12 protein-coding genes and 1 tRNA gene are annotated in these 15,292 nt (G+C 72.7%); 5 read left to right on the top strand and 8 right to left on the bottom strand.

The features are described 5' to 3' along the window. Positions 1 to 4 precede the first annotated feature (4 nt). The 7 genes from ACO4JP_RS04460 to ACO4JP_RS04430 form a co-directional block, all read right to left on the bottom strand. Positions 5 to 4,762 (bottom strand): DUF4082 domain-containing protein, encoded by a 4,758-nt coding sequence (locus tag ACO4JP_RS04460; RefSeq protein WP_425956181.1) that lies wholly within the window; start codon positions 4,760 to 4,762, stop codon positions 5 to 7. Between the two features lie 89 nt (positions 4,763 to 4,851). Further along, positions 4,852 to 5,526 (bottom strand): DUF4190 domain-containing protein, encoded by a 675-nt coding sequence (locus ACO4JP_RS04455; RefSeq protein ID WP_425956180.1) that lies wholly within the window; start codon positions 5,524 to 5,526, stop codon positions 4,852 to 4,854. Positions 5,527 to 5,535: 9 nt separating this feature from the next. Continuing rightward, positions 5,536 to 6,141 carry an aminoacyl-tRNA hydrolase gene (gene pth, locus ACO4JP_RS04450; protein WP_425956179.1) on the bottom strand — a complete coding sequence of 202 codons (606 nt, stop codon included), beginning with the start codon at positions 6,139 to 6,141 and terminating at the stop codon, positions 5,536 to 5,538. A gap of 102 nt (positions 6,142 to 6,243) precedes the next feature. Further along, positions 6,244 to 6,855, bottom strand: coding sequence for a 50S ribosomal protein L25/general stress protein Ctc (locus tag ACO4JP_RS04445; protein ID WP_425956178.1), 612 nt, complete (start codon positions 6,853 to 6,855; stop codon positions 6,244 to 6,246). Positions 6,856 to 7,148: 293 nt separating this feature from the next. Next, entirely contained in the window at positions 7,149 to 8,132 is a 984-nt protein-coding gene (locus ACO4JP_RS04440) for a ribose-phosphate diphosphokinase (RefSeq protein ID WP_425956177.1), read from the bottom strand. Continuing rightward, a complete protein-coding gene (gene glmU, locus ACO4JP_RS04435; RefSeq protein WP_425956176.1) occupies positions 8,132 to 9,697 on the bottom strand; it encodes a bifunctional UDP-N-acetylglucosamine diphosphorylase/glucosamine-1-phosphate N-acetyltransferase GlmU in 1,566 nt (521 codons plus the stop codon). The genes ACO4JP_RS04440 and glmU overlap by 1 nt, the downstream gene beginning before the upstream one ends. Positions 9,698 to 9,752: 55 nt before the next feature. Then, positions 9,753 to 9,824 (bottom strand) — tRNA-Gln (locus tag ACO4JP_RS04430). A 177-nt stretch (positions 9,825 to 10,001) separates the two neighbouring features. Between ACO4JP_RS04430 and ACO4JP_RS04425 the strand changes: the two genes are divergently transcribed. The 5 genes from ACO4JP_RS04425 (at position 10,002) to ACO4JP_RS04405 (ending at position 14,125) form a co-directional block, all read left to right on the top strand. Then, positions 10,002 to 10,613, top strand: a complete 612-nt coding sequence (locus ACO4JP_RS04425) for a TetR/AcrR family transcriptional regulator (protein ID WP_425957052.1) — start codon at positions 10,002 to 10,004, stop codon at positions 10,611 to 10,613. Positions 10,614 to 10,673: 60 nt separating this feature from the next. After that, a complete protein-coding gene (locus tag ACO4JP_RS04420; protein WP_425956175.1) occupies positions 10,674 to 11,576 on the top strand; it encodes an ABC transporter ATP-binding protein in 903 nt (300 codons plus the stop codon). Then, positions 11,573 to 12,805, top strand: a complete 1,233-nt coding sequence (locus ACO4JP_RS04415) for an ABC transporter permease (protein WP_425956174.1) — start codon at positions 11,573 to 11,575, stop codon at positions 12,803 to 12,805. The genes ACO4JP_RS04420 and ACO4JP_RS04415 overlap by 4 nt, the downstream gene beginning before the upstream one ends. Before the next feature lie 65 nt (positions 12,806 to 12,870). Continuing rightward, positions 12,871 to 13,419 (top strand): MarR family winged helix-turn-helix transcriptional regulator, encoded by a 549-nt coding sequence (locus tag ACO4JP_RS04410; protein WP_425956173.1) that lies wholly within the window; start codon positions 12,871 to 12,873, stop codon positions 13,417 to 13,419. After that, positions 13,412 to 14,125 carry a hypothetical protein gene (locus ACO4JP_RS04405; RefSeq protein WP_425956172.1) on the top strand — a complete coding sequence of 238 codons (714 nt, stop codon included), beginning with the start codon at positions 13,412 to 13,414 and terminating at the stop codon, positions 14,123 to 14,125. Before ACO4JP_RS04410 ends, ACO4JP_RS04405 begins: the two co-directional genes overlap by 8 nt. 45 nt (positions 14,126 to 14,170) lie before the next feature. Here the strand turns inward: ACO4JP_RS04405 and ACO4JP_RS04400 are convergent, their stop codons facing one another. Further along, entirely contained in the window at positions 14,171 to 15,091 is a 921-nt protein-coding gene (locus ACO4JP_RS04400) for an NAD-dependent epimerase/dehydratase family protein (RefSeq protein WP_425956171.1), read from the bottom strand. Positions 15,092 to 15,292 lie beyond the last annotated feature (201 nt).

The raw sequence follows: 15,292 nt of genomic DNA, 5'->3' as shown, positions 1-15,292 counted from the left end.
GGGCTCAGCTCTTGGCGACGAACAGCACGTCCACCGCGTAGCTGTGCTGCGACGTCGTCCCGGGGAACCCGGTGCTGCCGTAGGCGTACGCGCCGCCGTTCGCGGGCGACTGCACCGGCCCGTTGACCCGGGGGTTGGCGAGCGCGCCGATCGTCGCCGCGTAATGGCCCGCCGGCGCGTAGTACGCGACCACGAACTGCGTGCCGGCCGTGACCGTCACCGGCGTGGCGAAGACCAGCGTCTGCCAGCCGGTGGCCGTCTCGCTCTTGAAGGTGCCGGTCGCCAGCTGCGTGCCGTCGGGCTTCCACACGTAGCCGGTGTGAGTGCCCGTGTTCCCGGCGCCCTTGTAGAAGCGGATGCCCTGGATGGCGCCGTCCACGGTCACCTGCAGCCGCGTCCCGACCTGGATCGGGCCCGGGTCGTTCCACGACGCGACCGCGGGGACGTCCGTCGCCGCCCACAGGCCGACCGCCCCGGCTGGCGGAGTCACGGGAGGCGCCGCGGTGGTGAAGCTCCACGTCCCCACGACGGTGCCGTTGAACGTGACCGTCGCCGTCACCGTCGCACCGGCGGGTAGCGGCGCCGCAGGGGTGAACCTCACGGTGCGGCTCGCGGAGTCGTACGACGACGTGCCTGCGATGGAGCTCCCACCTGCAGTCAGCGTGAGTGCAGGGTCGGGGCCGGCGGGCGCGTACGCCAGGGTGGCGGACACGGTGGCGGCGACGGGCACGTCCGTGGCTCCGGCCGCCGGCGTCCGCGACTCGATGCCGAGGGCCGCGTGCGAGTACAGGACGTCGACGCTGTAGCTGGTCGAGTTCCACGTGAACTTCGGGAACCCGCCACCGTAGAGGTAGCGCCCGGCGTCGACCGGCGCGGTCAGCGACCCGCTGGTGTACGGCTGGGTGAAGAACCCGCTGGTCGCCGCGTAGTGCCCGTTGGGCGCGAAGTAGGACGCCACGTAGGTCGTGCCGGCCGTGACGGCGACTGGCGATGCGAACGCGACGGTCTGCCAGCCTGTCGCCGTCTCACCGGTAAAGGTCGCCGTGGCGAGCCGCGTCCCGGTTGCCGACCAGAGCGAGCCGGTGTGCGTGCCGGTGTTCCCGGCACCCTTGTAGAAGCGGATGCCGCTGATGTACCCGTCCTGGCTCGGCGTGAACGCGGTGCCGAGCTCCACGGCGGCGCCGTCGGTGTCGGCCTCGACAGCCGGTACCGCCGACCCGAACAGGGTGCAGGGACACCCGTCGCCTGGCGCGCCCGCGTCGGCCAGCACGGTGAACGACCAGGTCGAGGCGAGCGCGAACCCGCTCGACGCGGTCTTCCCTGCAAAGGACGCCGTGAAGCGCGCCCCGTGCGTCAGCGGGGCGGCCGGCGTCAACGTGACGGTCTTGCTGTCCGTGCTCATCCTCGTCGTGCCCTGTACGGGCGCGCCGAGCGCGTCGGCGAGGGTCAGGGTGGCGCCGGATGCGAGCGCTTCGCTCGCCGTGACCGCGACGGACGTCGACGCGTCGACGGCGGTGGCGCCGTCGGGCGGTGTGCGACCCGACAGCGTGGGCGTCGCAGCGTCGGGCACGTAGGCGACGTCGACCAGGTAGCTCGTCGAGGTCGCGGTGCTGGGCGCGCCGCTGCCGTAGGTGTAGATGCCCGCGGACGCCGGCGTCGACAGCAGGCCCTTGGTCAACGGGTTGGCGAGGGCGTTCGGCGTGGTCGAGTAGTGGCCCGAGTCGGTGTGGTAGCTCACCGTGTAGGTCGTGCCGGCAGTGATCTTCACCGGCGTGGCGAACGTGGTCTCCTGCCAGCCGGACGAGACCGGCTTGGTCACGGTGGCGTGGGCGAGCTGCGCGCCGTTCGCCCCCCACAGGTCCACGGTGAACGGGCCGGTGCTCTGCACGGACTTGTAGAAGCGGACGCCTTGGACCGTCCCGGCGGCGCTCGCCTGGAAGCGCATGCCAAGGGTCACCGGGGACGTGTCCGCTTCGGTCGGGATCGTGGGCAGCACCGTGTCGTCGAAGATGCCGCACGGGCAGGCGCTTGACGGCGGACGCACCGACCGGAACGTCCACGTGCTGCCGGCACCGAGCGCGCGGCCGTCGGTGGTGGTAGCGGAGAGTGTCACGGTGTACTGGACGAAGCCGGCCAACGGGGCCGACGGTTTGAAGGTCACCGTGCGGGAGACGGCGTCGTAGCTCGTGGTGCCGGCCACCGTTCCGCCGGCGGAGTCGACGAGCTTGACCTTGACCGAGGCCGGGTCGACGTTCGTCGAGAACGTCGCGGACACGACGGAGCTCAGCGGCACGCTTGCGGCATCCGGCGCAGGCGCCTGGCCGGACGCGGTCAGCGCCGCGGAGCCGGACGTGTCGAAGGTGGGGTCGACGTAGTAGCTCGCGTTGCCGTAGCTCTCCTGCGGGAAGGTCCCGGGGGACCCGAAGAGGCCGCTCGGTGCCTTGCCGAACCCGCCCTCGACGGTCAGCGGCGCCGCGTCGACGTTCCGCGAGGCGAACGCCGCGTCCAGGTTCGCGTAGCCGCCGCGGGGTGCCGTGTACGACACGACGTACGACTGCCCGGCCGCGACCGGGACCGGGGTCCGGAACGTCGCGGTCTGCCAGCCGGTCGCCGTCTCGCCCGTGAAGCTCACCTGGGCCAGGAGCTGACCGGTGGCGCTCCACAGCGAGCCCGTGTGGGTGCCGGTGTTGCCGGAGCCCTTGTAGAAGCGCACGCCGCTGACGACGCCGTCGGTCTGCGGAACGAACCGCATGCCCAGCTCGACGGCCGACGTGTCGGAGTCCGACGCGACCGCGGGCACCGTGTCGCCGAACACGGAGCACGGGCAGGCGACCGTCACCCCGACGGCTGCCACTGCGCCGGTGTTCGCGCTGTCGTCCGTCGCGCGGACGCGGATCTCCGTCGGCCCGACGCCGTGCTGGATCCCGGAGTAGGTCCACGTCGCCCGGCCGTCCGCCGGGTGCCAGGAGGCACCGCCGTCGAGCGAGACCTCGACGCCTGCGACCTTGCCCCCGACGTCCGTGGCGGTGCCCGACACCGTGACGCGCGCGCCGTTGGCGAGCGCGGCGCTCGGCTTGGGCGACGTGATCACCGCGGTCGGCCCGGTGTGGTCGGTCGACGCCGGCGACGTGACGAGACCGGAGGCCGGCGTCACCGGCTGGGCGGCCATGTCGGCCAGCAGGTTCATCGTCGCCTGCCGCATGCGCGCGTCGGCCGGGGCGCCGTCGCCGTCGTGCGTCTGGTCCAGGCCCCAGGCCCACTGGATGGAGCCGGCGGAGAACACGAGCGCCCCTGAACCCGCGCGGTACAGGGTGATGTGGTGGGTCGTCCGGCCGGGCTTGACGACGTTGCCGAAGTCCTGGAGGTACTCGGGGACGTCACCGACCGTCGTCGACAGCCGGACCAGGCCCGCCGGGCGGTCACCGTTGTCCAGGTCCTCGTCGCTCTCGTACCCGACCGTGTGCGCCGCCAGCGCCTGCGACGTCCCAGCCGCCAGGGAGCTCAGGCCTGCGGCGTTGCGCCACATGCGGAGCTTGCCCTCCTCTGCCGTCACGGTGAGGGGCAGGTCCGAGAAGTTGGACATGTACATGGTGCCCGACAGGGCGTTCTCCGGCCGGCCCGCACCGTTCTGGGTCGAGGCGAAGCGCGGGTCGCGCCAGGTGCCGGTCCACTCCGCGGAGGGGTCGATCTTGGCGTTCGACCAGGTCTCCTTGTACGAGACGAGCGTGCGATGGTCGGTCGGCGTCCCCGCGATCGAGCCCTCCCACCGGGTGTGCCAGTACACCTCGTTGCCGCTGAAGAAGGCCAGGTTCACGCCGGCGTCCCGAGCGGCCTCGACGTTGGCGCGCTGATCGCCCGACCAGTACTCGTCGTGCCCGACGGACAGGAAGGTGCGGTGGTTGCGCAGCAGCGACCCGCTGCGCGCGGTGTCCACGCCGGCGAGGTAGGAGACGTCGTACCCGTTCTGCTCGAGGAACCGCACCATCGCGTATTCGGAGCTGAAGTAGAAGTCCCGGCCGTTCACGGCGCCGCGCGTCAGGAAGGGGCGGTTGTAGCTGATCTTGTACGCGCGCCCGTTGGCGGCGCCCTGGTAGAAGTCCGACCCGCCGTACGTGTTGTACGCCTGCCACGTCGTGTCGGAGGTCTGGAAGACGACGTCGGAGTGGCTGGTGTCGTCGCGCACGACGAACGTGATGTGGCTCGCGCCGCCGTCCGGACCCTCGTCGGTGCGCGTGAGCTTGGCGATGTAGACCCCCGACGTCGCGTCGGAGGGGACGTCCCAGTGCGCCGAGACCGCCCAGTTGCCGCAGTCGTAGAGCTCGGTCGCCTGGTCGCTGACGCACTGAGGCTGCGTCTGCGGGAGCCGGACGTCCGGGGTGACCGACGCCCACTTGCGGGCGCCCTTGCCGCCGTACCAGCCCGTCCGGTAGATGTCGATCGTGTAGGACGTCGCCGAGGTGTCGATCTTGAAGTTGATCCGCTGCCCGGCGTCCACGCTGATGTCGGTGGCGAAGCCCTGGATGCTCGGGTCGCCCGCCCCGTCCGACAGGTCCCACTCGGCCGGATCCGCCCCCGGCTTCGAGTTCTCGCACACGATCGGGTTGCCACCCGTGGTGCAGGGGTCGCCCACCGCCGAGGCGGTGACGGTCGGCACCATGACGGCGAGCAGAGCGATGACGACGGCTGCCGCGAGCGCTCGCCACCGCGTCCTGCGGGCGGGCGCGGACGGGCTGAACGAGGCACGGCTGATCACTGCGGGCACGCACCGAATCTAGGTCCGCCACCCGTGCCGCGGGCCCCTGGAGCCTGCGATTCCACCCCCTCCCCACCCGGGTGAAAACGCAGGTCAGGTCAGATGGCCGTGTTGAGCTCCGGGTGGTGGGCTGTCGCGAACCCGAAGAACGCGATCAGCCCGATGACCAGCAGGACCAGGAAGAGCACGCCGACCGCGCCGAGCACGATGCCGGTGATCGCGAGCCCACGTCCCTCCTGCCCGCTCTCGCGGATGCGCCCGAGGCTCATGATGCCGAGGATGACGGCGGCGACGGACGCGATCAGCGGCACGACGCTCAGACCGAGGATGCCGCACACCAGCGAGGCAACGGCCAGGCCGTCGTTGCCCGGACCGGTTGAGTAGCCGTAGCCGGGCTGGGTCGCGTACTGGTGGGGGTACTGGCCGTACGGCTGCTGCTGTGCCTGCTGGCCGTACGGCTGCTGTGGCTGCTGGCCGTACGGCTGCTGCGGCTGCTCTGGCTGCTGGCCGTACGGCTGCTGCGCATAGGGCTGTGTAGAAGGCTGGCCGTACTGCGTGGGGTACGGCTGCTGGCCGTACGGCGCGGGCTGCTGGCCGTACTGCCCGGGGTACGGCTGCTGGCCGTACTGCGGCGGGACGTCAGGCTGCTGACCGTGCGGCTCCTGGCCGGACTGCTGCTGGGGGTACGGGGCTTGCCCGTGCGTCTCCCCGGACGCCGCCTGGCCCTGCTCAGACTGGTCGGACGGGTTCTGCCCGTCGGGGTCGGTGCTCATGGCCGGATGCTAACGCTCGACGCCGTGGTACCGCCCCTGAGCCGCGAGGAGCCCCGCCGTGAGCACCATCTCGACCGCGTCCGCCGCGTCGTCGAGCAGGATCGGCAGGTCCTTCCTCTCGGTGGACGAGAAGTCCTTGAGGACGTGGTCGGCGGTGTCCATGCGGCCCGGCGGCCGTCCGACGCCCACCCGCACCCGCACGTAGTCCCTGGTGCCGAGCGCCTTGGTGATGTCGCGCAGCCCGTTGTGCCCGCCCTCGCCGCCGCCGATCTTGAGCTTGATCGTGTCGAACGGGATGTCCACCTCGTCGTGCACCACCAGCACGTTCCCGGCGTCGATGCCGTAGTACTTGGCGAGGTTCGCGACCGGGCCGCCCGAGGTGTTCATGTACGTCGACGGCTTGGCGAGCACGACGCGCGGTCCGGGCCGCCCGCCAGGCAGTGCGCCGAGCCGGCCCTCGCCGACGACGGCCTGCGCCCGCGAGTGCCGCGAGAGCTTGGCGCCGGCCCGCTCCGCGAGGAGGTCGAGCACCATCTGCCCCACGTTGTGGCGGTTGCCGGCGTACTGCGGCCCGGGGTTGCCGAGCCCGACGACGAGCCAGGGGGTGTCGGTCATGTCTCCGTCTCCGGTGGTTGGGCTGGACGCGCGAAGGCGCCCGGCACCACACGGTACCGGGCGCCTTGGCGCAGATCAGGCGATCGCGCGAGGAGCGTCAGCTCACTCGGCAGCGGCCTCGGCGGGGGCCTCCACCGCGGCGGTCTCGCCGGCCTCCTCGGTCGCCTCGACCGGCTCGGCCTGCGGCTCGTTGACGGTGACGACGATGTGCTCGCCATCGACCAGCAGCGTGACGTTGGCCGGGAGCTCGACGTCGGCGGCGGTGATGACCGTGCCGGCCTCGAGGCCCTCGATCGAGACCTCGATGGACCGCGGCAGGTGCGTGGCCTCGGCCTCGACGTGCAGCGTCTGCGACTCGACCAGGTGGATGGTGCCGGGGGCCGACTCGCCGGTGACGGAGACGGGAATCTCGACGGCGATCTTCTCGCCGGCCCTCACGATGAGCAGGTCGATGTGCTCGATGACGTTGCGGACCGGGTCGCGCTGCACGTCCTTGGCGACGGCGAGCTGCGCCTTGCCGTCGAGCTCGATCGCGAACAGGGCGTTCGCCTGACGCAGCGACAGCATGGTCTGGTGGCCCGGAAGGGTGACGTGGATCGGGTCGCTGCCGTGGCCGTAGAGGACCGCGGGGATCTTGTCCTCGCGACGGATGCGGCGGGCGGCACCCTTGCCGAACTCGGTGCGGGTCTCGGCGACGAGCTTGATCTCAGCCATGGGGATACTCCTGACGATCGCTGGTGGGCCGCTGGGGGCACCAGCGGAAGATGTCGTTCGTGTGGGCGGCTGCGTCGGCGCGGGACACATGACGGACGCGCGCAGGGCGCGGCGGCGAGGTGCGAAGCACCGTGCCGAACCGCCCAGTCGATCACGGAGTCCTACGGTGCAGCGCGGCCAAACCCAGTGGAATGGTCGCGGCCCGCCAGACGTCCCTCGCCGAGGCAACCTCGTTACTGTACCCGCCGTGAGCCGGTCGGCGAAAACGTGGGGCGCGGACAGAGCGCCGGCGCTCAGCTGTTCCCGTCGAACAGGCTGGTGACCGAGCCGTCGTCGAACACCTCGCGGATCGCGCGCGCGAGCAGCGGCGCGATCGACAGCACGGTGAGCTCGGCGAACCGCTTGGCGGGCTCGATCGGGAGCGTGTCGGTGATGACCACCTCGGAGGCGCCGCACTCGTGGAGGCGCTGCGCGGCCGGCGGGGACAGGACGCCGTGCGTGGCCGCGACGATCACCGACTTGGCGCCGGCGTCGAGGATGACCTTGACGGCCTCGGCGATGGTGCCGCCGGTGTCGATGAGGTCGTCGACCAGCACGCACTCGCGGCCCTCGACCTCGCCCACGACGCGGTTGGCGTGCGACTTGTTGGGCTGCGTGACGTCGCGCGTCTTGTGGACGAACGCGAGCGGGGCACCGCCCAGCTTGGCGGCCCACTGCTCGGCGACGCGGATGCGGCCGGCGTCGGGCGAGACGACCGCGACGTTGTCGAGGTCCACGCGCGTGCGCACGTAGTCCGTCAGGACTGGCATCGCCCACAGGTGGTCGACGGGGCCGTCGAAGAAGCCCTGGATCTGCGGGGTGTGCAGATCGACGCTCATGATGCGGTCGGCGCCGGCGGTCTTGAGCAGGTCGGCGACGAGGCGGGCCGAGATCGGCTCGCGGCCGCGCGACTTCTTGTCCTGACGCGCGTAGGCGAAGAACGGCGCGACGACGGTGATCCGGTTGGCCGAGGCGCGCTTGGCGGCGTCGACCATGAGCAGCTGCTCCATGAGCCACTGGTTCACGGGCTGCGTGTGCGACTGGATGAGGAAGATGTCCGTGCCACGGATCGACTCGCCGAACCGCACGTACGTCTCGCTGTTCGCGAAGTCGTACGCCGACACCGGCAGGAGCGCGATGTCCAGCTCCTTGGCGACCGCCTCGGCGAGCTCGGGATGCGCGCGGCCCGACGCCAGGACGAGCTCGCGGTCGGCGGTGCCGTGGATCGACGTGTTCATCAGTGGGTGCTTCCTTCGTTCGGCGAGACGACCGCGTCGCTGTTCGTGGGGGCATTCTCCGACTCTGGGAGGACCGCTGCACCGTCGGCGGCAGCGGTTGACGCAGCGGCCGCGGCGTCGCCCGACGCCGTGCCGGGGCGCTTTCGCTCGACCCAGCCCTCGAGGTTGCGCTGCTGTGACCGCGTGACGCCGAGCGCGCCCGCGGGGACGTCGCGGGTGATGACGGAGCCGGCGCCCGTGTAGGCGCCGTCGCCGATGGTCACGGGCGCGACCAGGACGTTGTCGGAGCCGACGCGGACCTGCGCGCCGACCTGCGTGCGGTGCTTGGCCACGCCGTCGTAGTTGGCGACGATCGTCCCGGCACCGAGGTTGGAGCCCTCGCCGATAGTCGCGTCGCCGACGTAGGACAGGTGCGGCACCTTGGCGCCGGCACCGATCTCGGCGTTCTTGACCTCGACGTACGCGCCGATCTTGCCCTTGGCCCCGAGGACCGTGCCGGGGCGCAGGTAGGAGAACGGGCCGACGCTCGCGCCCGCGCCGATCACCGACAGGGACCCGTGCGTGCGGGTCACGGTCGCGCCGGCTCCGACCTCCATGTCCGTGAGCGTGGTGTCCGGGCCGATGGTGGCGCCGGTCTCGACCTTGGTGGCGCCGTGCAGCTGGGTGCCCGGCAGCAGGGTCACGTCCTCGGCGAGCTCGACGTCGACGTCCACCCAGGTGGAGGCGGGGTCGACGACCGTGACGCCGTCGAGCATCCACCGCTCGAGGGTGCGCCGGTTGAGCTCGGCGCCCAGCACGCTGAGCGCGAGGCGGTCGTTGGTGCCCTCGACGGTCATAGGGTCGTCGGCGATGACCGCGCGGACGACGCCGCCCTCGGCGCGCGCGAACGCGACGACGTCCGTGAGGTACATCTCGCCCTGCGCGTTGTCGCGCGTCACGGACGCGAGGCCGCGGCGCAGCACGTCGGCGTCGAACACGAAGATCGACGCGTTGATCTCGCGGATCTCGCGCTGCTCCTCGGTGGCGTCCTTGTGCTCGACGATGGCGAGCACGTCACCCGTGCCGCCCTCGCGCACGATGCGGCCGTAGCCGGTGGCGTCGGCGACGACGGTGGTCAGCACCGTCACCGCGTTGCCGTCCGCACGGTGGGCGGCGACGAGCTGGCCGAGCGTGGCGCCGTCGAGCAGCGGCACGTCGGACGCGGTGACGACGACGGAGCCGACGAGCCGGTCGCCCTCGCCGGCCGAGCCGACGATGGCGTCGAGCGCCTCGAGGCCCACCTGCGCGGCGCGCCCGGTGCCGGGCACGTCGTCCTGGTCGACGACGACGGCCGCGGCGTCCACGCGTCCGGCCTCCGCGGCGACCAGGTCACGCCCGTGCCGCACGACGACGGCGAGGTGCTGCGGGGCGAGCTCACGCCCCGCGACCATCGCGTGACCCAGCAGGGTCCGCCCGCCGACGGTGTGCAGCACCTTGGGCCGCGCGGACTTCATCCGGGTGCCCTGGCCGGCCGCCAGGATGACGACGGCGGTGGGCGACACCGCTGCGGGGGTTTCGGTCGACACCGGGGAACCTTCCTTCGGACCTGCTCAGGCTGCTGGGGATGCTCGAGGGCGCGTGCTCCGCCCCCAGGACTCGAACCTGGACCAAGGGCACCAAAAACCCCTGTGCTGCCGATTACACCAAGGCGGAACGGCCGTCTGCGGTGGCCGACCACCGCCCCACGTCCCCCGACAGTCTGCCAGGTCGTCGCGGTGCGGCGGACACGAGAGACCGCCCCTGCACCTGGCACCGGCCAGGCACAATGGGTCCATGTCCGACGCCCCCCGCGAGACCCGCCGCGCGACCGGGCGCTCCACGCGCGCCCGCATGACGGCGAGCCAGCGCCGCGAGCAGCTCCTCGTCGTCGGCCGCGGCCTGTTCGCCGAGAAGGGGTTCGACGGCACGAGCGTCGAGGAGATCGCGGCGCGCGCCGAGGTGTCCAAGCCCGTGGTGTACGAGCACTTCGGGGGCAAGGAGGGCATCTACGCCGTCGTCGTCGACCGCGAGGTGCAGGCGCTGACGGGGGCGCTCATCGGGTCGCTCGCCGAGGGCGGACACCCCAAGGTGCTCGTCGAGCGCACGGCCCTGGCCCTGCTCGACTACATCGAGGCACACGAGGACGGGTTCCGCATCCTCGTGCGCGACTCCCCCGTCGCCCAGGCGACCGGCACCTTCTCGTCGCTCATCGGCGACGTCGCTACCCAGGTGGAGCACCTGCTCGAGGACCAGTTCAAGGCCAACGGCCTGGAGCCGCGCACCGCGCCGCTGTACGCGCAGATGCTCGTCGGGATGATCGCGCTCACCGGGCAGTACTGGCTGGACGCGCGCTCGCCCGGCAAGCAGCAGGTCGCCGCGCACCTGGTCAACCTCGCGTGGAACGGGCTCAAGGGCATGGAGAAGAAGCCCGAGCTGGCGAAGCCGCGCCCGCCACGCGGCTGAGCGTCGACCGGACGCACCCGACCCCTGGCCGCCTCCGCGCCGGTCGGGCAGGATCGAGCCGTGACCGCGCTCGAGATCGAGAACCTCACCAAGCGCTACGGCGACCTCAAGGCCCTCGACGGCGCGACCTTCGGGGTCGACGCCGGGGAGATCTTCGGGTTCGTCGGCTCGAACGGCGCCGGCAAGACGACCACCATGCGCATCGTGCTGGGCGTGCTCGCCTCCGACGCAGGCGAGGTCCGCTGGAACGGCCGCCCCCTCACCCTCGACGACCGCCGCCGCATCGGCTACATGCCCGAGGAGCGCGGCCTGTACCCGCGCATGCGCGGCGGTGACCAGCTCGAGTACCTCGCCCGCCTGCACGGGCTCGACGCGCCGGCGGCGCGCGCGTCCGCGGAGCGCTGGGCCGAGACGCTGGGCGTCGCGGAGCGCCTGGGCGACGAGGTGCAGAAGCTCTCGCTCGGCAACCAGCAGCGCGTCCAGCTCGCCGCCGCGCTGGTCCACGACCCGGACCTGCTCGTGCTCGACGAGCCGTTCTCGGGCCTCGACCCGGTGGCCGTCGACGTCATGAGCGGCGTGCTGCGCGAGCGCGCCCGCGCCGGGGTGCCCGTCATCTTCTCGTCGCACCAGCTCGACCTGGTCGAGCGGCTGTGCGACCGCGTCGGCATCATCAAGACCGGCCGCATGGTCGCCGTCGGCTCCATCGACGAGCTGCGCACCACGGACCGCCCGCGCTGGGTGGTGACCGGCCCGCCCGACGGGCTCTGGGTGCAGCAGGTCCCGGGCGCGCGCGTGCTGACGAGCGACGGCGGCCGCACCGTCGTCGAGACCGCGAACGGGGACGGGCAGGCGGTGCTGCGGGCCGCCCTCGCGGCGGGGCCCGTGCACGAGTTCGCGCCGGCGCGGCCCTCGCTCACCGACCTGTTCCGCCACGTCGTCGCGTCCGAGGAGGTCTCCCGATGACTGCTCCTGCCGGCCTCGCCCCCAGTGCCGCGCGCACCGTCGGCGCCCTGAGCTCCGTGCGCGCCGCGTGGCTGATCGCCGAGCGCGAGATCCGCATCCGGCTGCGACAGCGCTCGTTCCTGATCACGACGGTGGTGCTCATCGTCGCGGTCGTCGCCGGCATCCTCGTCGCCCACGCGGCGGCGGGCAGCGGGTCCGCGACCGCGATCGGCACGACCGACCCGGCGACCACGACCGCCGTCGAGCAGGCCGCGAGAGCGGGCGGCGTCGACGCGGACGTCACCACCGTGGCCGACCGGGCCGCCGGGGAGGCGGAGGTGCGCGACGGCACGCTCGACGCGCTGCTCGTCCCGGGCGAAGGCGGCCCGCTCTCCGTCGTGGTCGACTCGACCCTGGACCCGACGCTGCAGCCGTTCTTCGACGGCCTGGCGAAGCAGCAGGCGCTGGCCTCCCAGGTGACCGCGCTGGGCGGCGACCCCGCCACCGTGGCGGTGGCCGTCGGGCAGGCGCACGCCGAGGTGACGCCGCTCAACCCGCAGCCGGAGCGGGACGTGACGCAGGTCGTGGCCGGCTATCTGGTCGGGATCCTCATGTTCATGGCGCTCATGATCAGCTCGCAGCTCGTGGCGCAGGGCGTGGTCGAGGAGAAGACGTCGCGCGTCGTGGAGCTGCTGCTGGCCACGGTGCGACCGTCGCAGCTCATGGCCGGGAAGGTGCTGGGCATCGGCATCATCGGGCTGCTGCAGGTCGCGCTGACCGTGGGCGCGGCCGCGGTCGCGGCGTCGCTGACCGGGCTGCTCGACACGTCGCAGCTGCACGTCGGCTCGACGATGCTCTGGGCGCTCGTGTGGTTCCTGGCCGGGTTCGTGACGTACTCACTCGTCCTCGCCTCGCTGGCCGCGCTGGTCTCGCGCCAGGAGGAGGTCGGCTCGGTGACCACGCCGGTGACCATGATCATGGTGCTGCCCTACATCTACGGCATCAGCGTGCTGCCGTGGGACCCGACCAACTCGCTCGGCACCGCGTTGTCCTTCGTGCCGTTCTTCTCGCCGTTCCTCATGCCGATGCGCATCGCGCTCGGCGTCGCCGAGACGTGGGAGGTGCTGGTCGCGCTCGCGCTCGCGCTGATCGTGCTGCCGCTGCTGGTGTGGCTGGCCGGGCGGATCTACGCGAACGCGGTGCTCCGCACGGGGGCGCGCGTCCGGCTCAGGGATGCGCTGCGGGCCTGAGACGACGCGTGGAGGGCACGGGCTCAAGAGTCTTGACGTCGAGAGATCGGCGGTAGTCTCCACGCATGGAGGCACCCGAACCGGCCCAGCGCACCGACGCGCGGGTCGCCCACACCGACGAGGTCGACCGCATCGTGGCCGACTGGCGGCGTGAGCGTCCCGACCTCGCCGTCGAGCCGCTCGAGGTGTTCTCGCGGGTCACCCGGCTGGCCCGGCACCTGGACCGCGCCCGCCGCGGTGCGTTCTTCGCGCACGACCTGGACACGTGGGAGTTCGACGTCCTCTCGGCCCTGCGCCGCGCCGGTGATCCATACGAGCTCTCGCCCGGCGCCCTGGTCACCGCCACCCTCGTCACCAGCGGCACCATGACCAACCGCATCGACCGGCTCGAGAGCCGCGGGCTCGTCGAGCGGCACCGCTCCCCCGACGACCGCCGCGGCGTCGTCGTGCGCCTCACCCCGGCGGGGCGCGCGCGGGTGGACGCGGCGATGACCGACCTGCTCGCACACGAGGCGGGGATGCTCGAGGCGCTCCCGTCCGACCAGCGCCCCGAGCTCGCGGCGCTGCTGCGGGAGGTCATCGCGCAGTTCGACGAGCTGGCGGGGCGTGACTGACGACCCGCGGCTGAGTGCGGCCGGCGCCCGCTGGGACGACGACGCCGCCGCGGGTTCGTGGGTCGAGTCTCGGCTCGGCCCCTTCGGCCCGAGCGTGGGCCACGCCGTCCCGCACGGTTACGACGCCTACGCCGTCGTGCCGGTGCCGCGCCCCACCGACGACGTCCCCGACACCGGGCCCCGCTTCGCGGGCACCACCTCGCTGTCCGTGCTGATGGACGTGCTGCGGGTGCTCGCCACCCGGACCGGCGGGCAGGAGGTGCACTGCGCGCTCTGGGACGGCTGGGGGTTCCTCTACGACGCGGGTGACGACCCGCGGACGGCGCCCGGCATGGCGGGGCTCCGCGTCGCGGAGACCGGCACCGTCGAGCACGGCACCGTCGAGCACGGCGCGGCGAGCGACGCGATGGGACTTCTGCGCGTGCAGCGGCCGGCAACCCCGCCGCTCAAGCTGCCGCACCGGCGCTACCACCTGTGGACGGGGCCGTGGCGGTCGGCCGGGGCGCTCGCGCACGAGCGCGGGTGCCCGCCGTCGTTCGTGTGGCCCGAGGACCGGACGTGGTTCGTCGGCGCCCCGATCTACACCGAGGAGATCGCGGTCGCGGGGACGACGGCGATGGTCGACGCGGTGCTCGCCGACCCGGCGTTGCGCGGCTTCGGCGCCCGTCGGGCGGGCGTCGACGACGTGCTGGTCATCGACGACTGACGCCGAGCCGCGCCGACCGCCGGTGCCCGACCGGGCTCGGCACGGTCAGGCGCCCCGGCTCGCAAGCTCTCGGGTGCGGGCCAGGCCCTCGCGGTAGCCCGGCACGGACGGGCGCCAGCCGAGCTCGTCCTTGGCCTTGTCCGTCGACAGGCGCATGCTCGTCCGCGTCATGAGGGCGCCCGCGTACGGGGCGACCAGCCGCACCACCCAGCCGGGGACGACCATCGGCGCCGGTGCCTCGAAGACGCGGGCTGTCTCTGCCACGACGTCGAGCCAGGACGCGGCCTCGTCGTCGCAGATGTTGTACGCCTGCCCGCCGCGGCCGTGCTCCAGCGCGGCGACGGTCGCCGCGGCGGCGTCCTCGACGTAGGTCCAGGGGGCCACGCCGCCGCGGGCGATCGGCAGCCGCCGGCGGCGGAGCGCCTCGAGCATCCCGTCGACCGCCCCCGGGCCGTAGAGACCGCCGTAGCGCAGCGAGATGCCGTCGATCCCGTCGGCGCTGAAGATCTGCTCCTCGGCGGCGCGCATCGCGGCGACCGTGCGGGGGAACGGGCCCGCCGTCTCGCCGAACGGCGCGTCCTCGGTGAGCGGCACGGTGCCGAGGTCGCGGTAGCCGTAGCCGCCGTAGAAGGACTGGCTCACGAACCGGCCCGCGCCGGTAGCGCGGGCGACGCCCAGGAGGTTCGCCGTCCCTGCGTCACGCAGGGCGTTCGTGGTGGCCATGAGGCTCTCGCGCGTCGGCACCTTCTTCAGCGCTGTGAGCTGGTGCACGACGGCGTCGACCTGCAGGCCGTCGACCGCCGCGAGCAGCCCGGCACGGTCCATCGCGTCCGCGACGACGGACGTGGCGCCCGGCACCGGCCGGTGCGAGCGCGTGAGGGCGACCACCTCGTGGCCGCCGTGGGTAAGCAGGTGCAGCAACGGGCGACCGATCACGCCGGTGGCGCCCGCGACCAGGATCCTCATCCTCGGTCTCCTCTCGTCTTCTCTCCCAGGGACGAGATTGGCCCCTCCGGTGTGACACCGCACCCGGCGGAGTGGTGGCGGGGAGCATGTGCCGCGGCTCCCGCCGTCGGGCAGACCATCCGGTAGCGTGCGCGTCGCGCGCCGACGGCGCCATGGACACTGCGACAGGCGTTGGACGGTGCCGGTCGCGGGCGTGCTCGC

This window comes from Xylanimonas sp. McL0601 (assembly GCF_049852175.1).
Taxonomy (GTDB): domain Bacteria; phylum Actinomycetota; class Actinomycetes; order Actinomycetales; family Cellulomonadaceae; genus Xylanimonas.
The sequence above is the reverse complement of the archived record's forward strand: the minus strand, read 5'-3'. Positions and strand labels throughout refer to the sequence as shown.